The 24,301-nt window shown below is 46.0% G+C and carries 18 protein-coding genes; 6 read left to right on the top strand and 12 right to left on the bottom strand.

Going from position 1 to position 24,301, the window contains the following annotated elements:
- Positions 1-6: 6 nt before the first annotated feature.
- The 8 genes from astA to MZ182_RS02855 all read right to left on the bottom strand — a co-directional run bounded on the left by astA (position 7) and on the right by MZ182_RS02855 (position 10,500).
- Positions 7-1,026, bottom strand: coding sequence for an arginine N-succinyltransferase (astA, locus tag MZ182_RS02890; protein ID WP_011790771.1), 1,020 nt, complete (start codon positions 1,024-1,026; stop codon positions 7-9).
- 126 nt (positions 1,027-1,152) lie between these two features.
- Positions 1,153-2,370: an aspartate aminotransferase family protein gene (locus MZ182_RS02885; protein WP_011790772.1), complete on the bottom strand. Its 1,218-nt coding sequence runs from the start codon at positions 2,368-2,370 to the stop codon at positions 1,153-1,155.
- Positions 2,371-2,678: 308 nt separating this feature from the next.
- Entirely contained in the window at positions 2,679-3,590 is a 912-nt protein-coding gene (locus tag MZ182_RS02880; protein ID WP_011918637.1) for an alpha/beta hydrolase, read from the bottom strand.
- A gap of 47 nt (positions 3,591-3,637) precedes the next feature.
- Positions 3,638-4,783: an HDOD domain-containing protein gene (locus MZ182_RS02875; RefSeq protein ID WP_011918636.1), complete on the bottom strand. Its 1,146-nt coding sequence runs from the start codon at positions 4,781-4,783 to the stop codon at positions 3,638-3,640.
- A gap of 187 nt (positions 4,784-4,970) precedes the next feature.
- Positions 4,971-7,451 (bottom strand): S9 family peptidase, encoded by a 2,481-nt coding sequence (locus tag MZ182_RS02870; protein ID WP_248067808.1) that lies wholly within the window; start codon positions 7,449-7,451, stop codon positions 4,971-4,973.
- 166 nt (positions 7,452-7,617) lie between these two features.
- Positions 7,618-8,196: an anthranilate synthase component II gene (locus MZ182_RS02865; protein ID WP_248067806.1), complete on the bottom strand. Its 579-nt coding sequence runs from the start codon at positions 8,194-8,196 to the stop codon at positions 7,618-7,620.
- A gap of 118 nt (positions 8,197-8,314) precedes the next feature.
- Positions 8,315-9,025 carry a single-stranded DNA-binding protein gene (gene ssb / locus MZ182_RS02860; protein ID WP_248067804.1) on the bottom strand — a complete coding sequence of 237 codons (711 nt, stop codon included), beginning with the start codon at positions 9,023-9,025 and terminating at the stop codon, positions 8,315-8,317.
- Between the two features lie 107 nt (positions 9,026-9,132).
- A complete protein-coding gene (locus MZ182_RS02855) occupies positions 9,133-10,500 on the bottom strand; it encodes an MFS transporter (RefSeq protein ID WP_011790778.1) in 1,368 nt (455 codons plus the stop codon).
- Between the two features lie 398 nt (positions 10,501-10,898).
- Here MZ182_RS02855 and uvrA point away from each other — a divergent pair, with 398 nt between their 5' ends.
- The 3 genes from uvrA to MZ182_RS02840 all read left to right on the top strand — a co-directional run bounded on the left by uvrA (position 10,899) and on the right by MZ182_RS02840 (position 16,511).
- Positions 10,899-13,775, top strand: coding sequence for an excinuclease ABC subunit UvrA (gene uvrA, locus MZ182_RS02850; protein ID WP_248067802.1), 2,877 nt, complete (start codon positions 10,899-10,901; stop codon positions 13,773-13,775).
- A gap of 303 nt (positions 13,776-14,078) precedes the next feature.
- Positions 14,079-16,001 carry a DEAD/DEAH box helicase gene (locus MZ182_RS02845; RefSeq protein ID WP_248067800.1) on the top strand — a complete coding sequence of 641 codons (1,923 nt, stop codon included), beginning with the start codon at positions 14,079-14,081 and terminating at the stop codon, positions 15,999-16,001.
- A gap of 138 nt (positions 16,002-16,139) precedes the next feature.
- Positions 16,140-16,511 (top strand): DUF6677 family protein, encoded by a 372-nt coding sequence (locus MZ182_RS02840; RefSeq protein WP_011790781.1) that lies wholly within the window; start codon positions 16,140-16,142, stop codon positions 16,509-16,511.
- Here MZ182_RS02840 and MZ182_RS02835 read toward each other — a convergent pair.
- Both MZ182_RS02835 and MZ182_RS02830 read right to left on the bottom strand, forming a co-directional pair.
- Positions 16,508-17,122 (bottom strand): HAD family hydrolase, encoded by a 615-nt coding sequence (locus tag MZ182_RS02835; protein ID WP_248067798.1) that lies wholly within the window; start codon positions 17,120-17,122, stop codon positions 16,508-16,510. The genes MZ182_RS02840 and MZ182_RS02835 overlap by 4 nt on opposite strands.
- 29 nt (positions 17,123-17,151) lie before the next feature.
- A complete protein-coding gene (locus MZ182_RS02830; RefSeq protein WP_014609812.1) occupies positions 17,152-18,126 on the bottom strand; it encodes a DMT family transporter in 975 nt (324 codons plus the stop codon).
- A 317-nt stretch (positions 18,127-18,443) separates the two neighbouring features.
- Here MZ182_RS02830 and MZ182_RS02825 point away from each other — a divergent pair, with 317 nt between their 5' ends.
- Together MZ182_RS02825 and MZ182_RS02820 are read left to right on the top strand one after the other, a co-directional pair.
- A complete protein-coding gene (locus MZ182_RS02825) occupies positions 18,444-19,250 on the top strand; it encodes a hydratase (protein WP_248067795.1) in 807 nt (268 codons plus the stop codon).
- Positions 19,251-19,429: 179 nt separating this feature from the next.
- A complete protein-coding gene (locus MZ182_RS02820; RefSeq protein ID WP_248067792.1) occupies positions 19,430-20,542 on the top strand; it encodes an energy transducer TonB in 1,113 nt (370 codons plus the stop codon).
- Between the two features lie 39 nt (positions 20,543-20,581).
- On the opposite strand, the gene MZ182_RS02815 is transcribed toward MZ182_RS02820, so the two are convergent.
- A complete protein-coding gene (locus tag MZ182_RS02815) occupies positions 20,582-20,911 on the bottom strand; it encodes a cysteine-rich CWC family protein (RefSeq protein ID WP_248067789.1) in 330 nt (109 codons plus the stop codon).
- Positions 20,912-21,695: 784 nt separating this feature from the next.
- The gene (locus tag MZ182_RS02810) at positions 21,696-22,337 is read right to left on the bottom strand and encodes a hypothetical protein (protein ID WP_248067783.1); all 642 of its coding nucleotides are present in this window, start codon (positions 22,335-22,337) and stop codon (positions 21,696-21,698) included.
- Between the two features lie 610 nt (positions 22,338-22,947).
- On the opposite strand from MZ182_RS02810, the gene ltrA reads away from it, so the two are divergent.
- Positions 22,948-24,297: a group II intron reverse transcriptase/maturase gene (gene ltrA / locus MZ182_RS02805; RefSeq protein ID WP_014609903.1), complete on the top strand. Its 1,350-nt coding sequence runs from the start codon at positions 22,948-22,950 to the stop codon at positions 24,295-24,297.
- The last annotated feature ends 4 nt before the right edge of the window (positions 24,298-24,301 follow it).

Raw genomic sequence — 24,301 nt, 5'->3', positions numbered from 1 at the left:
TTATTCCTACATTGCCAAAATACGGATTTGATCGCCTTTAGCGAGCAACAAACCCGCTGCGAGTTCAGGGCTAATTACTATGTGTTCGGATTTATCATCCACCGCTAAATATGCCGCTGTTGCACGGTAGTTGGCTAATTGGGTATTGGAGATAATGAATTGGCTACTCGCCTCGACCATATCACCTATATCTATGGTCAATAGCCGACTTTCTCGGACTGCGCGAATATCGGATAAACGACACTCAACCGTTGGACCACCATCGAAAATATCCACATAACCGCGGCATCTAAAACCTTCTGCTTGTAGCAGACTCAATGCGGGACGGGTGTTGGTATGCACTTCGCCTATCACCTTTTGTGCTTCTTCCGGTAGTAAACACACATAAACCGGATTTCGTGGCATCATTTCGGCCATAAATGCCTTTTTACCCAAACCAGAAAGATAATCTGCCTGAACAAAATCAATGCCTAAGAAATGCTTTTGCAGCCAGCCATAAAAGGGAGAATGACCATTAGCGTCACTCACACCACGCATTTCGGCGATCACTGTTTCACCAAAACGTTTCGCATGTTGGGCCAAAAACAAAAAGCGACTACGGGATAACATACGGCCATTATTGCCTTTACGATAGGCTTCACGTAAAAACAATGTACATAATTCGGCGGCGCCAGTGTAATCGTGGCAAAGGGTTAAGGTTTCAACCTCATTACGCACATCAATTTGTTCAGAATGATAGACTTCGGTACCGAGTCGATAATGGTAGAACGCATCTTCCATCCCGACAGCGGCCTCAATGGCACAAGTGCCGACCACTGCGCGGGTATCGGTATCTTCCAATACCATCAGATAGCCTTCATCGAAGGGAGTCTCTACAGGTTTGACGAATGAGGCTTCTGCTCTCGCAATTTTATGTTTGAGCAAATCGGCATTCACAGGTAATGACGTAAAACCATGGCCAGACTCTTCGGCAATTTGATATAAAGCCTCAAAATCACCAGCCTGAATAGGACGTATGATTAACATCTTAGTGTCTCCTCACTTTGGCTTGCTGCGCACCAAGGCACCTATCTAAATAAGACAGGTAGTGATGCACACAAGCATTCCCTGACAAAAAAGGAGTGCGAATAAATTCAGCACTCCTTAGGTCATTTAGGCGGCAGCTATGCTCGCCACAGCACGTTCAAAACGAGCTAGACCTTCAGCAATATCTGCCTCGGGGATCACCAGAGAAGGAGCAAAACGCACCACGTTAGCACCCGCCATCAGACTCATTAAGCCTTCGGCGACAGAGGCGACCAAAAAGTCGCGTGAACGACCTTGGTACTGTTCATTAAGAACGGCCCCTAAGAGTAAACCTTTACCGCGAACTTCTGAAAAAACATGATATTTTTCATTGATTTTATTCAAACCATCACGCAGTAATTGCTCGCGATGTTTCACGCCATCTAACACTTCTTGCGTGTTCACAACATCTAATACTGCATTACCGATAGCACAGGCCAATGGGTTGCCACCATAGGTAGAACCATGGGTGCCCACTTTTAAATGCTCAGCAATTTCAGCCGTAGTCAGCATAGCTGCAATCGGAAAACCACCACCCAAAGCCTTAGCAGTGGTGAGAATATCTGGCACTATGTCTGTTCCCATATAAGCATAAAGCTCACCAGTACGGCCAACACCGGTTTGGACTTCATCAAAAATTACGAGGGCATTGTGCTTATTCGCAAGTTCACGTACCGCTTTGAGGAAGGCGGGCTCGCCACTGATAATACCGCCCTCACCTTGTAGTGGCTCAAGCATAATGGCACAAGTTTTATCCGATACTGCGGCTTCTAATGCTGCGATATCGTTATAAGGTAAATGTGTAATGCTCTGTGGTTTAGGACCAAAACCATCGGAATAGGCCGCTTGCCCACCCACACTTACAGTAAAGAAAGTACGACCATGGAAGGCTTTATCGAATGCGATGATTTCGTCTTTTTCAACACCGTATTTTTCTAAGGCATAACGACGGGCTAATTTTAATGCGGCTTCGTTTGCCTCAGCACCTGAATTAGCAAAATACACTTTGTCGGCAAAGGTGCTGTTCACTAATTTAGTCGCTAAGGCTAAGGCAGGTTCGTTTGTCATCACATTGGATAAATGCCACAGTTTTTCGCCTTGAGTTTTTAGTGCATTCACGAGAGCAGGATGACAGTGACCTAAGCAATTTACCGCAATACCGCCAGCAAAATCGATAAACTCGTTACCTTCTTGATCCCATACTCGGCTTCCTTCGCCACGAACGGGGATCACTGCCGCTGGCGCATAATTAGGCACCATCACTGCGTCAAATTGGGCACGGTTTAACTTCATATCAACGCTCATTCTTCTTCATCCTTTGTTTTTGTTTAGCGGCATAGGGCGCCGTCAGAATACCCTGTGTATCTTTATCTAGAGTTAGTGATACAGGGAATGCTTGTGTCTGTTAATAGCCATTATTAGCGAAAATGTGATCAAAATACCAGTTTTTCACAAACATCAATCGCTATGCTTTGACACAAAGTGCATAAAGATTGCAGTTTAAGAACTATACAAGCGTTTATCCCTAAGGCTTGTAGCATATTTAGTCAGAAAAAAAGTTATTTACCTCTATTTTTGCTAGCTATTCACTGAATATGAATAACTACACAATTTTAACGAATCAAATGTGAAAGCACAAAGTGACTGATTTTCTCCCTCGCCTCGAGGGCCTCAGGTAACAAGTCAAACATAGGAAATACGTGAGGCATATTGGGATAGAATATGCCTTGGATCTCCCCACCACTCGCTTTAATTTGAGTCACTAACCGTTCTGAATCCTGTAATAGCAACTCCCGAGTACCCGCGATCACTAAGAGCGGCGGCAGGCCTGCCAAGTTCCCTTGTAAAGGAGAAACTCTTGCAGACATAGGATCTGCGCCTGCAAGATAAGCTCCCCGTAAACGCAGCAATGACTCTATGGTAAAAAAAGGATCATCTGCACCAAGAATAAGCTCAGTGTCCCCCGTTATCGCCAAATCTAATGCTGGCGATAAGAGTACGCAGGCTTGGGGAAGCGGTAAATGAAGACGCTTAAGTTCGAGCAATAAACTTAACGCTAAATTACCTCCCGCAGAATCCCCCATCAGTACCAAATTATTTGCACCTTTCAAGTCGATTAAGCGTAAATACGCCTCCATCACATCATCACAGGGCGCGGGAAAAGGATATTCGGGAGCAAGACGATAATCGGGAATATAGATATCTAACTGACAACGCCGACCGATATCTGCAACAAGCCTTGCATGGGCATGGGGGGTTTTAAAGCAAAAACCGCCACCACGAACATAAAAGAGATTTCCTAATAGAGGTGATTTAGTCAGATGCACATAGTGCAATAGATTTGAATGCCTAAGCGGAATGGTGGCACTGACTAATTTATCGGGCCAGGGGATCCAGCGCTTATCCAGCTCAATAAGCTTTTCACGCACTTGTGCTAAGGGGACTTTTGCCTTGCCTCGGCTGATGGATGGGCGGGCAACGTAGGATAAAATAGTGTTTAATACAGATGATTGCCAGCTTGACATCTTCCCTCCACATCAGCGCCATATCGACACTGATAAAAGGGCATCGATTACAGCAAATCTAACTTTCGATAATTTTGTGCTTTTAAACGCAGCACTTCTTGCTCTGTTAACTCGTAATAATCAAACATTAAACGCTTTTCTTGCGGCTCAATATGGCGCATCTCTTCAAGTAACACCACCTTAGCATAACAATTAGCCCGTGCGACAATCGCGGCTTGAGGTGAGAGTTCACGATAGCTTAAAGTTTGATCAAGTTCTTTTAATAACAAAGTTAATGGACTATGTTCAAACTCAAGCAGTGTTAATAATTGCCAATTAAGTTTCAGCCCATGATTTAACACTTGTTCAAAAACCACTTTAGCAGGGAATTCTGTTGCTATCACAGCATCGTATACTTCTTTATCGCGGCTGCTACTGGCTTCCCGTATCCAAGTTCCCCATGTTTTATCGAATAAGCGAGCACTTAAACTCAATACAACCGACGTACCTAACTGGTTTAACAGAGCACTACTATAAACCAGTGCTGAGTCAGTATTGTGAAGCTTAGCCAGTGCATTGGCTGCAATACCGCTGATAATGCTGTAGCGCCAAAGTTTACGGGTAGTCCACAGCAATTTAGCATTGCCGCTAGGTAACCAGTTACGTAAACAAAAATAGGGAATTATGGTGCGAAGGTTCTCTATTCCAATGTAACTCATCACTAATTTGATATCAGTGACATGCACATCAGCCCCCTGAGGTCGATGGGCACGAAAGGCGGGACTGTTGACCATATTGGTTAAATCGCGACATAACCAACTTAGATTACTGATAAGCGGTCGTAATCGAGTGGCATCAAGGTTTTTTGCAAGTAGGAGTTCTAACAATAAAATTTGGGACTCATTGATATCAGCCTGCACCAAAACCAATTCAGGGGAGGCTAATTGATGCTCAATGGCGTTATTAACGGTTGCGGTCAATTGTTTCGACACCGCTTCAAAAACTTCTCGGGCTTGGAGCTGTTTCATCATACGCGCCAAAATGGCTTCGCGTTCAATATCCAACTTATTCGCATCGGCCTCAAGCTCCCTATCAAGTTCATCCAATAGTGTTGGACTCGCCTTTTGTTTGCCGAGGATTAATTGCTGATAGAGCCTATGTTCTATCTCTATAATTTTGCCAGGCCTTACGCCACCCGCTACCGAAATCGCCACTATTCATCTGTCCTATTAAGCCATGCCTGTGACGTCAATATTCTAAAATCCTAAAAAACATTATAATTTCAGCACATACAATCAATCTTAGCAATAAACAAACCCTGCTGCTTAGTACCTCTCAAATTTACTAACTTAAACATAAAAAAGGCCTCTTAAAGAGGCCTTTGTAAAACGCTAAACGCGCTTATTTGAGTTCTTGTTCAAATAGCTTATAGATACGACGATATTCATCTAACCAACTCGATGGCTGACGAAAACCGTGTGGCTCAACAGGATAAATTGCCATTTCAAACATCGGCTTTTCCAGTTCAATCAGGCGCTGCACCATGCGAACACTGTCTTGGAAGAAGACGTTATCGTCCATCACACCACTCATAATTAACAATGGCTTAGTTAATCCTTGGGCATGTTCAATCGGTGAACTGCGCTCATAGGCAATAGGATCCACATCAGGCGTGTTTAAAATGTTCGAGGTATAAGGAGCATTATAGTGTGCCCAATCTGCCACAGGGCGCAGTGCGGCGCCCGCTTGGAATAGATCTGGCGCGGTAAACAGCGACATAAAGGTTAAGAATCCACCGTAGGAGCCACCATAAGTACCGACACGTTGAGTATCGACATTGGCATGGTTCCCCATCCAAGTCACACCATCCTTTAAGTCCTCTACTTCGGGATGCCCCATATTGCGATAAATCGCAGTACGCCAATCACGGCCGTAACCCTTAGAGCCGCGGTAATCCATATCCATCACCACATAACCTTGTTGAGTTAATAGGTTATGGAACATAAACTCGCGGAAATAACCGCTAAAGCCATAGTCAGCATTTTGCAAATAACCTGCACCATGGTTAAAAATCACCGCTGGGTACTTTTCAGCGCGGGATTTATCATAGCCTTGGGGTAAATAGACTCGAGCATAAATATCACCTGCACCGTAATTTGACGGCACCGCCACCACTTCAGGCGCTTGCCATGGGTAGTTTTTAAAGGCATCACTCGTATAAGAAGTTAGTTGCTTTAACTCGCCGCCAATAGATTGAATATAGAGCTCATTCGGTTGTGTACGGCGTGAGGCATTGAGCAACAGCTTAGTTCCATCAGGGCTTAAGCTGTAATCTAAATTACCATCCCACTGAGTTAATTGCTCATTTTTACCCGTGGATATATTCACGCGGTGAACATTATAAATACCTGGATGATTTTGATTTGCTTTGTAATAAATAAAACTTGCATCCGGTGATAGCGTGATATCGCTTACCACAAACTTACCTTGGGTTAACGCACGTGGCTTTTCGCCTAATGATTTAATGTAAAGTTGCGAATAACCTGTTTCTTCCGACAGATAGTAAAGCGTATCTGTCCCTGGTATCCAACCGAACTGGTTATAGTCATAGTTCACCCAAGCATCATCATGGAGGCGATGTTCAGTAATAAACTTCCCCTTTGAGAGGTCAACACTGGCTATCCAGCGATCTTTATTATCTGTGGCTTCCAACATGAGGGCGACTTTAGCGCCGGACTCATGCCACTGAATCGCACTTTGTGTCCAACCCCAATCCTGCATTAACTGAATTTTACGTGGTGCGAGAGTGCTTTGATAAGTTTCGCCTTTAGCCTTGGCATTCTCAGTTTTAACCTTTGCCAGTACATCCTCATCGAATCCTGTTAGGCCTTCAATGGTGATATTGATTTGTTTGTGCAGGGTTAGGTCAAGTAATACAAAGCGTTGCCCAGGTGGAGCATCTTCAGCTACACGAGCGCGCACAGGCACAGGATCGATATATCCTTTGGCACCAAGATAATTAGGCATGATGTCATGCTCATTACGGCCGTTATAATTTTTATCGGTTAACGCCACTAAAATATAACGGCCATCAGGAGACAGGCTAAGCTCAGAAACCACCTCACTATCGCCTAAATACCAAGTACTGGCCGCAAGCGTCGGATCGTTTTTCTGCAAATCATCATTGAACTTCGCCTTAGCTTTGGCGTTTTCCTGTTGCAGTGCCACATATTGAATTAATCTGTGCTGCTGTTTAGCCAAATAAGTATTAGGCTCTTTTACCCCTTCTGGCGCTTTTGCCATTTTGATTTCGGCAAGCTGCTCAATTAACCCTGTCTCTTGATGAATTTGGAAAACATTACCCCCCTGCCAGTATGCAATGTCGCCATTATTCAAATAACGTACACCATCAATCGCAGTACGTTGGCGAGTCAATTGGGTGATCTTCCCTGTACTTAACTGCTTAACAAAAATATTGCCTTGATAGAGGTAGGCTTTATAAGACTGCGTGGGATCTACGACCCCAAATTGCTGATCAGCGGTATGCAGCTTATCGATAGCTAACTCAAGCGCACCAGTATCATCAATACCTTGCTGATAATAACTCCGCAAAGGTGCACCACTGGCTTGACGGGCAAAAAATACACTTTGACTATCATCACTCCAATAAGCTTCTTTAGCGAAAATCCCCATCCAATCGGGATTCGCCATAATTTGATTAAGCGTAAGGGTCTCTGAAACCTGCGGAGGTTGCGCCAATGGGACTTGGAACACCTGCGGCAATGATGTAGGGATTGACGTTTCTGTCGATGTTGCGGCACAACCCGCTAACACCGCAACGGTAAGTGCACTAAATCCCAAACTTCGGATTACGCTTTTCATTTATCCTTCCTTTTTATTGTTATCGCAACAGCCAAAGTATGATCTGTCTATCTTGTCTGTTTAGCGTAGTTTTGCGGCACTTATATCATATTTAGCGACTAAATTGACGCAAAAGGAGGGATAAATCTTGTAACAGAGAATGATAAAAGAGTGAATAAAAACGACTTTAACTTGGGGATAAAGATAAAAAGTTTGCTAAAAGATCAAGCCCTTGCTCAGTTAAAATTGATTCCGGGTGGAATTGCACCCCATAAAGCGGTAAATGTTGATGACTCATTGCCATAATCTCACGTCCATAGATAGGATCATCAAACCAAGCGTCGAGCACAAACCCCTCTGGCACGGCGTCCACAAGTAATGAATGATATCTTGTTACCGTCAAAGGGTGATTTAGCCTTGTAAATAATCGCTCACCACTGTGCTCAATTTCACTTACTTTGCCATGCATCACTCGCTCGGCACGAACGACATTCGCCCCAAAAACCTGAGCCATAGCTTGATGGCCTAAACACACACCTAAAATAGGTAAGTGTGTCGAAAAATGCTTAATCGCCGCGAGGGAAATTCCCGCTTCATTTGGAGAGCATGGGCCAGGGGAGATCACCAGATGAGAGGGTGCAAGGGCTTCAATCTCATCTAAGCTAATTTCATCATTACGTTTTACCACAATCTTTTGCCCTAGTTGCTGAAAATACTGCACTAAGTTAAAGGTAAAAGAGTCGTAATTATCGATCATTAACAGCATTAAAATACCAATAGATTAATTTTAAAAGGCAATTAAAGAATAACCCAGCTATTAGCTGGGTTAGTTTTAATATTAGCGATTAAAAGCATTTATTCTTATCGCTTCAATCAGTACCGCTCTAGAACGGAATATCGTCATCCCAGCCATCATCCAAATCTGGCGTAAAATTCTGTTGTGGCTGTGGTGCTGGACGCTGTGCTGGTGCTGCTGGCGCTTGATAAGCTGGCGCAGGAGCGGCTTGTGGCTTAGGCGCATAACCACCTTGTTGTGGTTGTTGAGCCTGTGGCTGACCATAACCTTGTTGCTGAGCAGGTGCTGGCGGAGCATATTGTTGCTGAACTGGCGCTTGGTAAGCAGGTGCTGCTTGAGGCGCTGGCGCATACTGATTTTGTGCAGGAGCGGCTTGCTGAGGTGCTGACTGATAGCCTGCATTTTGTGGCATACCGCCGCCCATTGGCGCACCTTGTGCTTGAACACCTTGACCACGGCTACCTAGCATTTGCATGCTACCGCTTTGATCGATAACCACTTCAGTGCTGTAGCGATCTTGACCGCTTTGGTCTTTCCACTTACGGGTTTGCAGTTTACCTTCAAGATAAACCTGTGAACCTTTACGTAAATATTCACCTGTAATTTCAGCTAATTTGCCGAACAGAACCACACGGTGCCATTCGGTGCGCTCTTGCTGTTGACCCTGTTGGTCTTTCCACGATTCGCTAGTCGCTACTGTAATGTTTGCGACTGCATTACCGTTTGGCATATAACGCACTTCTGGATCTTGTCCCAAATTGCCAACCAAAATTACCTTGTTAACACCACGACTGGCCATTGAAATCTCCTGCGATTCTTTAAATAATCTATTAATTCAGTATGTTGTTTATCAGTGTTGCCATAAGGGGAAATCTAGGTCCCAAAATACTTTGGCTATCACACATATTATTGAGCAGAGCCTAACACAGCTCGGGCTTCTCTTAAATCGAAATGCTCGTCTACCTTGAGATAAGCCACCTTCTCGTCCAGTACAACTATGGCTTCAACAACACCCATTAATTGCGATAACTGGGTTGCCATATCGCGCGCTTGCGCCTTATCTTTTACTTCGGCTTCTAAGGTGTAACTCTTTAACAGTACAGGATTTTGCATACCTAATGTCAGGAATAACCATATAGACATTAAGATCACAGCAACAATAAAGACCCCGACGGCGCCCACGAGCTGAAAAGCACCGCCACCGAGCATACCACCACAAAATGCCCCTAAGAATTGGCTTGTGGAATATACCCCCATGGCAGAACCTTTCTCCCCTACGGGACAGAATTTAGCAATTAAGCTCGGTAATGATGCCTCGAGATAGTTAAAACCAGTAAAAAACAATAATACCGCCGCACTCAAAGCCCATAGATTACTGGCAAATATTGCCATACCAGCCAATGAACATATCATGATCACCAGCGCAATTTGGAACATGGCTTTAGTATTCTTACGCTTAACCCCAATGATGATTAACGGCACCATTAAAATAAATGCGCCCACGAAAGCGGGAAAATACAGCATCCAATGTTTTTCTTTAACCAGCCCCGCATCAACCAGATCTAGCGGTAAGGCCACAAATACAGCGGTAAGCACTAAATGCAGGATAAAAATCCCAGCGTTAAGCCTAAATAATTGCGGCTCAAGGAACATACGTTTGAGCTTAGCGGGAGTGGCTAACGTGTCACCTTTCGGCGCCTGAGTGATGGGATTAGGCACTAAAAATTGGATCAACAACATACCCACAATCGCCAATACAGCCGTTAACCAAAATAATCCTGTCAACCCAAGATGCTGCGCGACTATCGGCCCCATTAGCAAAGACAGGGCAAAGGATAGCCCGATGCACATGCCGATGATCGCCATCACCTTTGTACGTTGTTCATCACGGGTTAAATCTGCTGCAAGCGCCAGTACTGCGGCTGCAATCGCGCCCATCCCCTGCACTGCTCGGCCAAAAACAACGCCATAAATTGTATCTGCATTAGCTGCGATAACACTACCGACAGCAAACAACACTAAGCCACCAAGAATAATCGGCTTGCGACCATACTTGTCAGATAAAATCCCCATAGGGATTTGCAGCACGGCTTGAGTTAGACCATAGGCGCCGATAGCAATACCCACCCACAGAGGCGAAAAACCTTCGAGGTGCTGACCATAAAGCGCAAAGACGGGCATGATCATAAATAAGCCCATCATGCGTAAACCAAATACACTGGCTAAAGAAAACGCGACTTTTTTCTCAGTACCTGAAAGCCCGTTGTTACCCATGATTATGCCCTAATATGAAGTCTTTTAGGGGGCGCATGTTATCACACCCAAAAGGGTTTGCTCAAAAGGAAATCGTGGCCTAGTCCACAGTGTTTGCACGCCCTATTTGTCCTTGAAAAACGAGCATTACACCTTCATAGGTCAATAATGCCATTACGCCACCATTACAACATGCTAACCAAGCGGTCACAAATATAATGAAGGCCATATAACATATCGCATTAATCTTAGTTAATCCTCATAGACTTATATCCCAAAGGAAGTACAACACTCCTCTATAAAGGCTTAAAAGCGACAAGGTATGGAATAGGTTTAGATCACAGAATCAACTAAACTCAGCGGCAGAACTGTGCGATACTTATGCTCATTTTTTTAAACGCATATGACTTGAGTGATAGATGGATAAGATTGAAATACGCGGCGCCCGCACCCACAATCTCAAAAATATCAACCTGACTATCCCAAGGGATAAACTGATTGTCATCACAGGTTTATCTGGGTCCGGCAAATCCTCCCTTGCATTTGATACTTTATATGCCGAAGGCCAACGACGTTACGTTGAGTCCCTATCAGCCTACGCTCGTCAGTTCTTAAGTTTGATGGAAAAACCCGATGTAGACCATATTGAAGGTTTAAGCCCAGCCATCTCTATCGAGCAAAAATCGACATCCCATAACCCGCGCTCTACGGTGGGGACCATTACCGAGATTTACGATTACCTACGTCTACTATTTGCTCGTGTAGGCGAGCCACGCTGTCCAACGCATAATCAACCTTTGGCAGCGCAAACCGTCAGTCAGATGGTCGATAAAGTATTGGAAATGCCCCAAGATAGCCGCTTAATGCTATTAGCCCCTGTGGTCAACGCCCGTAAGGGTGAACACGTTAAACTGCTGGAAGGCTTAGCCGCTCAGGGATATATCCGTGCCCGTATCGACGGTGAAGTATGCGATTTAACCGATCCACCAACACTGGATTTACACGTAAAACACACCATTGAAGTGGTCGTTGACCGTTTTAAAGTACGCGACGATATCCAGCAACGCCTAGCTGAGTCCTTTGAAACTGCGCTAGAACTCTCCGGCGGCATTGCCATCGTTGCCAGCATGAATGAAGGTGACGGTAAGACCAAGAGTGACGAGCTCATCTTTTCCGCTAACTTTGCCTGCCCGCATTGCGGTTATTCGATGGCAGAATTAGAGCCACGGATTTTCTCCTTTAATAATCCTGCGGGGGCGTGCCCAACCTGTGACGGTTTAGGCGTGCAGCAATTTTTCGACCCAGAGCGCGTGATCACTAATACCGAGCTTTCACTGGCAGGCGGTGCGATTCGTGGCTGGGATAGACGCAACTTCTATTATTTCCAAATGCTCAGTTCACTTGCCGAGCATTATAAGTTTGATGTGGAAGCCCCCTTCGAACAACTGAGTGAAAAAGTCCGCAAAATCGTACTCTATGGTTCAGGCAAAGAAAGCATTGCCTTTAAATACATTAATGACCGTGGCGATGTAGTGGTGCGTAATCACCCCTTCGAAGGCATTCTAAACAATATGGACAGGCGCTATCGCGAAACCGAAAGTAACTCGGTACGTGATGAATTAGCCAAGTTTATCAATACTCAAGCCTGTCAAAGCTGTGGTGGCTCGCGTCTACGTGAAGAGGCCCGTCATGTGTTTATTGGCGATCTCAACCTACCCAAACTCACCACTTGGTCAATTGGTGAAGCCTTGGACTACTTCGAGAAAGTCGAATTTAGCGGTCAGAAGGCGCAGATCGCTGAGAAAATTTTGAAGGAAATTCGCGATCGCTTAGGCTTTCTTGTCAACGTAGGTCTCAATTATTTGAGCCTGTCACGTTCGGCTGAAACCCTTTCCGGCGGTGAAGCCCAGCGTATTCGACTCGCCAGCCAAATCGGTGCAGGGCTCGTCGGCGTGATGTATGTGCTCGACGAACCCTCAATTGGTCTGCATCAAAGGGATAACGAACGCCTGTTGCAAACCCTGATCCATCTGCGGGATTTGGGTAACACTGTGATTGTGGTTGAGCATGACGAAGATGCGATCCGTATGGCGGATCATGTGATCGATATCGGTCCAGGCGCAGGAGTGCACGGCGGCGAAGTTATTTGCGACGGTCCGATAGAGAAGATCATCGCCTGTGAAGAATCGGTCACCGGCCAATATATTTCCGGTAAGCGCAGCATTCATATCGATACGCCGCGCATTCCGTTTGACAAAAACCAAGTCATCCAATTATTTGGCGCTCGCGGTAACAACCTGCGCAATGTCGATTTAACCATTCCTGTGGGATTGTTCACTTGTGTGACAGGTGTGTCTGGATCAGGTAAGTCGACCTTAATCAACGATACCTTCTTCAAAATCGCCCATAGGATGCTCAACGGAGCGACTGTGGATGAGCCATCACCCTATGATCGTATCGAAGGGATGGAACTGTGCGACAAAGTGGTCGATATCGACCAAAGTCCGATTGGCCGTACACCGCGCTCGAATCCTGCCACTTATACGGGCATCTTCACCCCGATCCGCGAGATTTTTGCCGGCACCCAAGAGTCACGTACTCGGGGTTATCAAGTCGGCCGTTTCTCCTTTAACGTAAAAGGTGGACGCTGTGAGGCTTGCCAAGGCGACGACTTGATCAAGGTCGAAATGCACTTCCTACCCGATGTGTATGTACCCTGCGATTCCTGTAAAGGTAAGCGCTATAACCGCGAAACCTTAGAAGTACGCTATAAAGGCAAGAATATTCACGAAGTACTGCAGATGACAGTGGAAGATGCGCGTCAGTTCTTCGATGCCGTACCTGCCATTGCCCGTAAACTGCAAACCTTGATGGATGTGGGTTTGTCCTATGTGCGCCTCGGCCAGAGCGCGACCACGCTTTCGGGCGGTGAAGCCCAAAGGGTGAAACTCGCCAAGGAGCTGTCCAAACGTGACACAGGTAAAACCTTGTATATCTTGGACGAACCGACCACAGGCTTACACTTTGCCGATATCCAACTACTGCTCGATGTACTGCATCGCCTTAAATCCCACGGCAATACCATTGTGGTGATTGAGCATAATCTGGATGTAATCAAAACCGCAGACTGGATTATCGACTTAGGCCCAGAAGGCGGCGGTGGTGGCGGCATGATCTTAGCCACAGGCACGCCAGAAGACGTCGCCGAACATCCAACCTCCCATACGGCACGCTTCTTAAAGCCACTGTTAAAACGGGATGTTGAACTGGCAAAGGCTAAAAAAGCCAAGGCGTAAAAACCAACCGCAATTATATTTAGAAGCGCAGTCGTTTAAGGACTGCGCTTCTTTAACTGAGTCTGCATTTGAATTACTTCAATTAAATGTTGAATATTTAAAGAATTAATGGGAAGTGGCGCGTTTCTTGCTCAGTTTTAGCGAAAAAAATGCAGAAAACAGGTTAAATAGTGTGACTCTGATTGGTAAAGTGGCTGCTATGCTGCTATAATCCGTCGTTCGCGGGAAATCGACACGGGGTTGATTTTCTGTCTGTGAAACTATTTAGCGCCATTTCGCGCGCATCCACAAGGCTACAACCCAATGTCATCCGATGAAAGAACTTTCCGTGAACTCGGCCTGTCCGAGAATTTGTTGCGTGCTCTTGACGAGCTAGGTTATGAAAAACCCACGCCAATCCAATCAGCCAGTATTGATCCACTTATGGCTGGCAAAGATATTTTAGGTCAAGCGCAAACAGGTACAGGTAAAACTGGCGCCTTCGCGCTGCCGCTACTTAACAAAGTCACCAGCCAAACTACACCGCAAATTTTAGTATTAGCGCCAACGCGTGAATTAGCGGTTCAGGTTGCTGAAGCATTTAGTAGCTATGCCAAATTTATGAAGAATTTCCACGTTCTGCCAATTTACGGCGGTCAAAGCATGCAACAACAGTTGAATGCCCTGAAACGTGGTCCACAGGTTATCGTGGGTACGCCAGGTCGTGTTATGGACCATATGCGTCGCGGTACCTTGAAACTTGATTCATTAAAAGCACTCGTGCTTGATGAAGCCGATGAAATGTTAAAAATGGGCTTCATCGACGATATCGAATGGATCCTTGAGCACACGCCAAGCGAGCGCCAATTGGCGTTATTCTCTGCCACTATGCCAGAGCAAATTAAGCGTGTTGCTAACCAACATTTACGCAGCCCTGTGCATGTTCGTATCGAATCAAGCCAAACAACGGTTGAATCAATCGAACAGCGTTTTGTGCAAGTGTCACAACACAACAAACTTGAAGCTTTAGTACGTGTATTAGAAGTTGAAAACACTGAAGGTGTGATCATATTCGTGCGTACTCGTAACTCATGTGTTGAGTTAGCTGAAAAGTTAGAAGCCCGCGGTTATGCTTCATCACCACTACACGGTGACATGAACCAGCAAGCCCGTGAGCGTGCAGTTGACCAACTGAAACGTGGCAAGTTAGACATTCTGATCGCGACTGACGTTGCGGCCCGTGGTCTTGACGTTGAGCGTATTGGTCACGTTGTGAACTACGATATTCCGTATGATGCCGAAGCTTATGTGCACCGTATTGGCCGTACAGGCCGTGCTGGCCGTACTGGTATGGCAATCCTGTTTGTGACAAGCCGTGAAATGCGCATGCTGCGCACTATCGAGCGTTCAACTAACAGTCGTATTTCACCAATGAAAATCCCAAGTCCAGAGACAGTTGCAGAACGTCGTCTGTCTCGCTTAGGTGAGCAATTGGCTGAAACCATCAACGGCGATTTAGATTTTATGAAAGAAGCTGTTGCTCAATTATGCCAACAGTTAGAAGTCGATACCGATCTGCTAGCCGCAGCCTTGTTACAGCAAGTTCAACAAGAACGTCCTCTGCAATTGCCAGCAATTCAAGAACGTGTTCGTGATGAACGTAATGAGCGCACTGAACGTAGCGACCGCGGAAGTGATCGTAATGACCGTGGTGGTGAGCGTGGTGAACGCAGAAGTCGCGAACCGCGTCCAATGCCAGCCAGCTTAGGCTCAGCTGAAGCGTTGAAAGACAACCCAGATTTAAAAATGTGCCGTTACGTGATCGACGTAGGTCGTGAGAATGGTGTAGGTGTGGGTAACATCGTTGGCGCTATCGCGAACGAAGCTAACATCGACAGCCGTTACATTGGCGCAATCCAACTTTACGATGCAGTGACCACTGTTGACCTGCCAGACGGCATGCCAAAAGACGTGTTACAGCATCTACGTAAAGTACGTGTTTGTGGCAAGCCATTGAACATCCGCGAAGCTGGCGATCAAGTATTTGTTGATTCAGGCCGCAGTGCTCGTTCAGACCGTCCTGCTGGTGACCGTAAACCACGTGGCGATCGTCCAACGGGTGACCGCCCAGCGGGTGATCGTAAGCCTCGCGCTGCGTCTACGGGTGACAAACCATTTGCTGATCGCAAACCACGTGCAGACAAACCTGCCGGTGAGCGTAAGCCACGTAAACCACGTGAAGACTAATCTAGCTTAAGCTAGAGACTAAAAAAGGAGCCTAGGCTCCTTTTTTGTTGGCTTGATTTTGTCTTAGTTTGCCTTTAGCAAAGATAAAGCTTAGTGTCTAATCTCCAAAGAGTTTAATGGCATAAGTAATCGACTCCAATGAAAAAAGCCCTTACCGCTGGACTATTATCCGCCTTCGTCGCCCCCGGCAGCGGCCATTTCTATCTTAAGCATAAACGCACTGGCCTAGTGTTTTTTGTACTGGCAATACTGAGTCTCGGCCTGATGCTGCAACAAGTCATGCAAGTCGCACAGCTTATCTCGCTGGATATTCAAACTGGCGTTTTGCCGTTGGATATAGGCGTGATTGCGGCCGAAGTGACCAAGCAAACCACCGCAACCATTCGGGATGGTGCAGACAAGTTAATGTATGGCTTTATCCTCTGCTGGCTAATTGCCTTACTAGATAGTGTGCGCTTGGGACTGAAACAAGATAAGCAAGATGCAGTCACGGCCCAAAACAATGCCTAGTCGCCAACTGTCCATGCTTGGATAAAGCTATGGTAGCAAGTAACGAGCATATCGGCGCCCTTGGCATAATCGGGAATGGTTTCAGGACAATAGAGGGCGCAGCGGCTACCTGCATTACGCGCAGTTTGCAGATCAAACAGATAATCGCCTACATACAAGATATCCGCCGGACTCAACTGCCATTGCTCGCAAATCAAGTGGATACCCTGCGGGTGAGGTTTAGGCTCGGCATCATAGCGCGTTAATACCAGTGCAATATCGATGCCGAGTTTATCGATAGTGATTTGCGCCGCTTCTGGCATATTGCGAGTCAAAATAGCCAAGGGCAGTGACTTGGCCCGTAGGCATTCGATAAGCTCCCTCGCGCCATCAATCCAACTGGCCTTGAGTGAACTTTGTCTTTCGTACTCATGGACAATGTCTAACGCCTTAGCCCGTGCTTCATCAGTACTGAGACTCTCAACATGGGCCAAGATATCCGTGCCAGAATGAATCCCCAATTCACGCCGCAGCCCAGCAAAGTCGGGATTAGAATGCGCAAGCGTACCGTCGAGATCGAAGATCACGCCACGGATATCCTGAAGTTTTAATTCGCTGAGTCTAGTGATCACTGGCCTTTCCCATAAATAAAATGTATGCGTTAGGCAGCCTGTAAACGCTTCGCCTGACGATTACGGTACATAGGCAGCAATTGCACCACCATCACAGACACAATAATCACGCCAATCCCCAGCAGAGATAAACCATCTAATTCATCAGCGCGGAATACTTCTGGCCACCAGCCAAGGCTCACCACTAACGCCGTGGCACTAAAGCTAAATACTGGCGTTAGGGCCAACATAGCGCTCACCTGTGCCGTCGGCCAATATTTTATCGACTGACCAAAACAACCATAAGCGATCAGTGTATTGGCAGCGCAAAACAGGGCAACCTGCCAATCGAAACTGTCCATGTTGGCGAACTGACTAAAGTCACTAAAGGGTGCCATAACCACAATGCCTAAACCATAGAGCACTAATAGTACGTTCGCGGGCGATAAACGGTTCAATAAGGATTTTTGTAATAACGCATAGGTCGTCCACGATAAGGCAGAGAACTGAATAATCATCACCCCAAGCCAAACCTGATGATTATCCGATGCAGAAAAATCTAAATACGGATGGAAAAACATCAACATACCTAATGCTAAAGTCGCAAAACAGCTGAGCTGCACCGCATTAAGCCGTTCCTTAAAAAACAACACACCACCAAAGGCGAGGAAAAAGGGTGAGGTTTGGAAGTTAAGCTGGGCGGCACCCGGTGCAAGAAAATCGAGGGAATACACAAATGAAACGTAGTTAAGCATCAAAAAGATGCCAGCAAGTACCAACCTTAACCAGGCCGTTCCCGTCAGTCCCGCAAATTGTTTTAAACTGCCCGCACTCCACTGGATAACTAAGCTCACTAGCCATGCAACTAAAAAACGAAACCAAGTCAAAGTAATGGGATCGATAAACGCGCCCGACAGTTTCAATGCTATGGGTAAAATACCCCAAAATAAAACCGCAACTGAGATGAATAGGAGCCCGAGTTGAGCATGATTATTTGCCTGAGGGGCGTTATGGCTAAGATTCACGAAGGAGTCCAGTAGAAACCGCAAAATGGACAGCCATTCTGGCACTGAGCTAACACAATATCTAGCGGATCATCATGGAAACATTCGCGTTAGCTTGGATACTTTAGCTGACACTTATGTGAGGCAAGTATCAGCATCTTACGATGGCTGAAATATTGGCCCTACGTTTGAATCAACGACAGCAGATTTACCCCGAAAGCCAACATTGGCATTTCCCGCGTTGCCAATAACCGAGTATATTTGGCCCATAAAAATGGCTTCTGCCACACACTCCCTAGGCCACTTCTTTTTAAGCTACGCTTTAAATAGGAAAGTTAATGTTATCTACCGTCACACTCGAACAAGTTAAAACGCATATTAATACCGCAGCCAAAGAATTAGCCGAGCGCCGCACCGCAGGCACGAGCGGCGATTTACTGATCCCAGAACTAAGGCCAACCAGCTTCGAACAGGCCTTCGCTATTCAACAAACCGTGGCAGAAATATATAAGGCAAGCGATAACAATCCTATCGCGGCGTGGAAATGCCTCTTACCCACAGCGGAAAAAACCGTGGTGGCGCCTATTTATCAAGTTGATGTGTACCAACAATCGACCACTTGCCCACTCTATCCATCGACTAAAGGGCTTGCCCGAGTCGAACCTGAACTCGCCTTCGAGATTGCTCGCGATTTACCGCCAAGAGCCACGCCTTACACTGAGGCTGAAATTGATGCGGCCTTAGGCTATATACGCTTAGCCTTGGAATTGATCAAAAGCCGCTACCACACACCCAGTGAAGCGACACATTTTGATGCCCTCGCCGATGGCTTAGTCAATCAAGGGCTGTGGTTAGGGCCAGTACTTAATCCGCAAGAAGGTTTAGAAACGAGCCGTTTTGAACTCCGCGTTGATATTCAGGATGGCGACACACTGCAAAAATCCGCCATTCATCCTAACGGTTTCCCTAAGGCGGGACTCTACTGGTTAGTTAACTTTTTATCCGCCCAAGGCATTGGCTTAACGCAAGGGCAATATGTGATCACAGGCTCCTACGCTGGCGTGCTCGATCTGCCATTGGCACAGGTCTGCAAATTTGAATACGGCGCGCTTGGGCAGTTCGCCGTGACTTTTATTGCCAAATAATCCGGTAGTCATTTAGTCATAACAACAAATAAAGTAAGCGACCCAGTGACAACTGGGCTCGCCTATTTTCAATCTAAGTGCTCAACACCTCTACCGCAAATTAACAAAAACCAAACTGACTTGTCCCATAATCCACATCTATGTATCATCCAACTTCATTAATAATAAGGATATATAGAATGTCACACGGAAAAATGCTGCCAATCGCCTGTCTTCTTACCCTCACTTTAGGCACTTCTCTTAGCGTGCATGCCTCAGAAAATAGCTTTGCCAAAGCCTATAGTGACTATCAAGCCGCCGTTGAAAAGGGCGATGCCGCGAATATTGAAGCGAGTGCTAAAACCGCTTATCAACTCGGCGAAGCTCAATATGCCAAGGACAGTATCGACCTAGCAAATCTCGCCATAAACTGGGCCAGCGCGATAGAAAAGCAAGTCGTACCCTACCCATTTGCAGAAAAAAACCTACCTCAAACTGCCAAGGCTAATGAGCTATATCAACTCGCACTGGCGAGCTATAAAGCCCATTACGGAAAAGAAGCCCTTGAGCTTATCGATCCCTTGCTAGGATCTGCTACAACCGAGAGCAAAGCTAAGGTTGCAAAAGATTACCTGCAAGCAGCAATTGATATCGCAGAAAAATCGGATAATAAAAAACTCATAGCCGATGTAAAAATGGCTGCCTTCAATCGCTTATCCAATACTGAGCTATACACCAAAAGCATAAGAAACTATGCCTTCGATGCCTATGATATTTATAAAGAAATTCTTCCCGAAAATGCATTAGATAGAGTCAAGGCAACCTATGTGGTGGGTGCCGTTGAGTATGCAGAAAAGCATGATGACAAAGCGATTCCATTGCTTTTAGAAGTCGTTAAGCAGTTTGAAGCCCTTAACTTTAGCCATCCCTATGCCTTAAGTGCCCACGCTTATTTAGTCGAACTCTATGAGCGCCAAGGAAAGCGTGAGGAGTCCACCGCTCACTGTATTGCTATCGGCAAAATGCGCCCATGGGCCGACGCACAGGAACAACAACCTATTTTCCGTATTAACCCTAAATATCCATTATCCTATGCCCAACAACGGAAAAGTGGCTGGGTTCAGCTTAAATTTACCGTAGATGAACATGGTTTCGTGAAAAATCCTGAAATTTTAGCCTCTAATGGTGGCATTTTATTTGAAAAAGAGAGCATTAAAGCCCTAGATAAATGGCGTTACGCACCAAAGTTTGAAAATGGTAAAGCGGTTGAAGCACAAACTAGCGTGCAACTGGATTACACCATAGATAAGTAACCCACTACCTATGAATAGCCTGTAATCAAGAAATAGCCGTTACTTCGCCTCATAACCTAGCCCATCCCTCACACTCGATGGGCTTTTTTCATCCTGCGCTTTAAGCTGATCCTGACTTAAACCCAGCTTGAGTTGGCTTAAACAAGCTTGGCAAATACACGCATCGCTAGGCGGTAAAATAGGGCTTAATGCCCCTTGCAGCGAACCTGATGCTTGCGCTTGCAAGGCGGCCAAAGGTGGAAATGTTTGCAGAGCGCACCAACAGTCCTTAATGCCCTTACCTAAAATTACAGCACATTGATTCGCGCCTTGGCACAAGGGGCAAATTTGCGCAGTTTCTAACTTAGGTTCTTCCAATCGCTGAGACACGGTAATCCTTATAGCAAGATAAGTCGTTATAGCGCGGGGATCATAATGGTTTTTTGCAACTCAGGCTTAGTTGATTTGCACCAAAGTGAGATTTTAAAACTTTCCAAACTTCGTTTGAATGCTTTAGTTAAAAAGTCGTGGGGCTTCACCCCTCAGGCTAATATTGGTGCTGTTTAGCACAATGCTATATTGATTGCGGCCTTACGGCCGAGATAAATCAAAGTCGTGGGTCTTCAACCCACACCCGACCAAGAGGGGATCAACAGCAATTCCCTCTTGGATCTCCCTTGCCGCCCCTAGCGAAGTTACATGCATTAGAGACTGACCTTGGTCTTATGGATAAATTGCTATCGCTTCCGAAGGATGCGTCCCTGCACCTGCGAAAGCTAGCCGGACATCCATGTCCGGACTCACGCAATTTATTCCAGCGCCCCACGGCAACTTCGCAGGGGATGGTGAACTTCTGTCGCCACAGTGCCAACGATTAATCCCCAAAGATCTGTGCCTGTCCGATCTTGCAATTGGTTGTATTCATTAAGTCGTACCTAGTTCAAATGATATTTGGGTGTATTCATTTGGCTCTGTGAGCTGCATTCCTGCGTTATAGCAAGTGTGTTCATAGATGCATACATGCTGATTGCGATTTATTGTTAATCCGAAGGTTGAATAGATAAAATATTTATTTAGAGGAATTCTTTAACGCCCGCAGCACGCGCGGCCTTGTAGTGTAGGCGCAGCCGCAACGAAAAGGCCGTCGCCGTACCAGCGCTTGTTATATGGCACCTCAAATGCCCATTAGAGTGTTCAAACTCTCAAGAAAGATAGGCCGTTGCTGGCTGTTCACAATTAAGCCCGAACGACAATTACTAATCGATACATCGTTTAATGAAACTGCCACAATCTCACCACCGCTGCAGCAATCTTGCTTGGCAGCTCGTGAAACAATTTCAACGCATGGAGCCAAAGGAGATAAGTTATATATTTCCTTAACAGCATCGCTGCCAGAACCTATAGAGGGAAATTGATCATCGGGCAAGTAAAATTGCTTTTCCTGGATATTATAGCGTAATACATGCGTTTCTAAACACGTAACCAAGATAACCTCTAGTAGGAGTTTGTCACACTCTCTCTGTGAATCTGTAACGTATTGATCCAAATAGTGGGGAAGATCCAGCACTAATTTTCTATAAGAAGCGTGTGACAATTGCCCGTAATTTTTTACAAAAAAATCTTGAGTAGCAGCCATAAGATTGCTTACACCAGCGCAACCACACAAAAGCGTAAAAGCACCAAGCTCGTATTTTACAATTTTAGGGGGGCTTAGCTCTGAGGCATTACTCCTGGATACTGAAATATCAACCCCATTTCCATCATGGTACAGGCTATCTGAGGCCAAAACCCCATTTAAATATGCAACTGTGGTCATGCCTATCCTCGTGCCATATAACGCCGCCAGCACGAGCGGCTTTGTAGCGAAGGCGAAGCCGCAGCGAAAAAGACGTCGCCGTGGCTGGCATTGTGTACGCCCAGCATGGGCATGAACTAATGAGGTGAAAGTCCTCTGTAGGAAGGTCACCGTTCAATAACATGCTGTTATTAAACGTTAACTACTAGCGAATGGCAAGGGCTTATCCGCGAGGATTGGTCTGAAGGAAGCCGCTAGCAAATTTGCGAGCTGATGAACAAGAACATCATATGAGGCGTAGGCTAGAGGTGAGTTGGCACAAGACGACGAAACCACGTGATCTAATGGCCACCGTAAATGATGCAGCAGTGCAAAGAAAGTTCATGTTCTTATCTGGGGAGATCTGCTTAACACGCGATCGGTCAATAACCAGTAAGGCTCTGGTCTATTAAGTGCCTTGGCTTTTCAATCTCATCGACTGAAAAGAGCGAACCAGATGAAAACCGATAGCGCATGACGGGGTAACTCGGTATGTGATTAAGCAGAAGTCAGCAGACGGCATAGTAGCCCAACGCCCATCGTAATGGTTGGGATATGGTGAAGGCCTGAACATTTAGAAGAAGGAGGAGTCTTGTCAAACTTGTCGATACCCACTACGTCGCCAGACGATTACTATCGGCAGCGTATTGATATGCAACCGGCCTTCAACAGCGATTTATTCCAACAACTACTCGAACCTGAAAATCTACACCGAGCTTGGCGTCAAGTTAAAGCCAATAAAGGCGCGGCTGGCATCGATGGCATGACTATCGAAGCCTTCCCGCTTTGGATGCAACAAGGCGGTTGGCAACGGTGTAAATCTCTACTGGAACGAGGTGAATATAACCCTTCAGCAGTCAGACGCGTAGAGATCGACAAACCCGATGGAGGTAAACGCAAACTGGGTATCCCTAACGTCATTGATCGTGTGATACAGCAAGCTATTGCTCAAATTCTCACGCCGTTGTTTGACCCTTTCTTCTCGGCTAATAGCTTCGGCTTTAGACCGAATAGGAATGCCAAACAAGCGGTCTTGCAAGTCAGAGATATCATCAAACAGAAGCGCAAATTTGCCGTCGATGTTGATCTGTCCAAGTTCTTTGATCGAGTAAATCACGACCTGTTGATGACTCAATTGAGGATCAAGGTACAGGATAAGCGTCTGCTGGCGCTTATTGGTAAATACCTGCGAGCTGGTGTGATGGTCAACGACCAATTTGAAGCAAGCTTCGAAGGCGTGCCTCAAGGCGGCCCACTCTCGCCATTACTCTCTAACATTATGTTGGACAGTCTTGATAAAGAGCTGGAAAGCCGAGGGCACAAATTCGCCCGCTACGCGGACGACTTTATCATTTTGGTAAAATCTATTCGAGCGGGAGAGCGGGTACTCAAGAGTATTACTCGCTACCTTGCCACTAAGCTAAAACTGGTTGTTAATGAACAGAAAAGCCAAGTGGTAGAGGTAGGTCAAAGCAAGTTCCTCGGTTTTACCTTTAACCGCGGGAAGATCCAGTGGCATGCTAAAACATTACACATTTTTAAACAAAAGATGAAACGCCTGACGAACCGAAATTGGGGCGTTAGCATGGGATATCAATTGTTTAAAGTACGGCAATACATGCAAGGCTGGATCAACTACTTTGGCATAGCCAACGCTTATCAAGGGTGTGTCGATTTAGACCATTGGATCCGTCGTCGAGTGCGTATGTGCTACTGGCGTCAGTGGCGAAAACCGCGGACTAAGGTACAAAACTTACTTAAACGTGGCGTCAGGATCCAAGCTGCCGTTGCTTGTGGGATCACAAGTAAAGGCCCATGGCGGAGCTCGAAAACACCAGGAATACAGCAAGCGCTGAGTAATGAGTATCTTAAGAAAGCAGGATTGTATTCACTGAGAGATGGATGGATCGCGGTTCACTATCCGAACCAGAAAACAGGTTAGGCGT

It is taken from the genome of Shewanella sp. JNE2 (genome assembly GCF_023159115.1).
Classification (GTDB): domain Bacteria; phylum Pseudomonadota; class Gammaproteobacteria; order Enterobacterales; family Shewanellaceae; genus Shewanella; species Shewanella putrefaciens.
The sequence above is the reverse complement of the archived record's forward strand: the minus strand, read 5'-3'. Positions and strand labels throughout refer to the sequence as shown.

Bases quoted from the DNA above. Each gene is read 5' to 3' on its own strand.
- astA (WP_011790771.1), bottom strand. From the start codon at position 1,026: ATGTTAATCATACGTCCTATTCAGGCTGGTGATTTTGAGGCTTTATAT.
- MZ182_RS02825 (WP_248067795.1), top strand. From the start codon at position 18,444: ATGTTATCTACCGTCACACTCGAACAAGTTAAAACGCATATTAATACC.
- ssb (WP_248067804.1), bottom strand. From the start codon at position 9,025: ATGGCCAGTCGTGGTGTTAACAAGGTAATTTTGGTTGGCAATTTGGGA.
- MZ182_RS02885 (WP_011790772.1), bottom strand. From the start codon at position 2,370: ATGAGCGTTGATATGAAGTTAAACCGTGCCCAATTTGACGCAGTGATG.
- MZ182_RS02840 (WP_011790781.1), top strand. From the start codon at position 16,140: ATGAAAAAAGCCCTTACCGCTGGACTATTATCCGCCTTCGTCGCCCCC.
- MZ182_RS02845 (WP_248067800.1), top strand. From the start codon at position 14,079: ATGTCATCCGATGAAAGAACTTTCCGTGAACTCGGCCTGTCCGAGAAT.
- MZ182_RS02855 (WP_011790778.1), bottom strand. From the start codon at position 10,500: ATGGGTAACAACGGGCTTTCAGGTACTGAGAAAAAAGTCGCGTTTTCT.
- MZ182_RS02820 (WP_248067792.1), top strand. From the start codon at position 19,430: ATGTCACACGGAAAAATGCTGCCAATCGCCTGTCTTCTTACCCTCACT.
- MZ182_RS02880 (WP_011918637.1), bottom strand. From the start codon at position 3,590: ATGTCAAGCTGGCAATCATCTGTATTAAACACTATTTTATCCTACGTT.
- MZ182_RS02865 (WP_248067806.1), bottom strand. From the start codon at position 8,196: ATGCTGTTAATGATCGATAATTACGACTCTTTTACCTTTAACTTAGTG.
- MZ182_RS02870 (WP_248067808.1), bottom strand. From the start codon at position 7,451: ATGAAAAGCGTAATCCGAAGTTTGGGATTTAGTGCACTTACCGTTGCG.
- MZ182_RS02810 (WP_248067783.1), bottom strand. From the start codon at position 22,337: ATGACCACAGTTGCATATTTAAATGGGGTTTTGGCCTCAGATAGCCTG.
- uvrA (WP_248067802.1), top strand. From the start codon at position 10,899: ATGGATAAGATTGAAATACGCGGCGCCCGCACCCACAATCTCAAAAAT.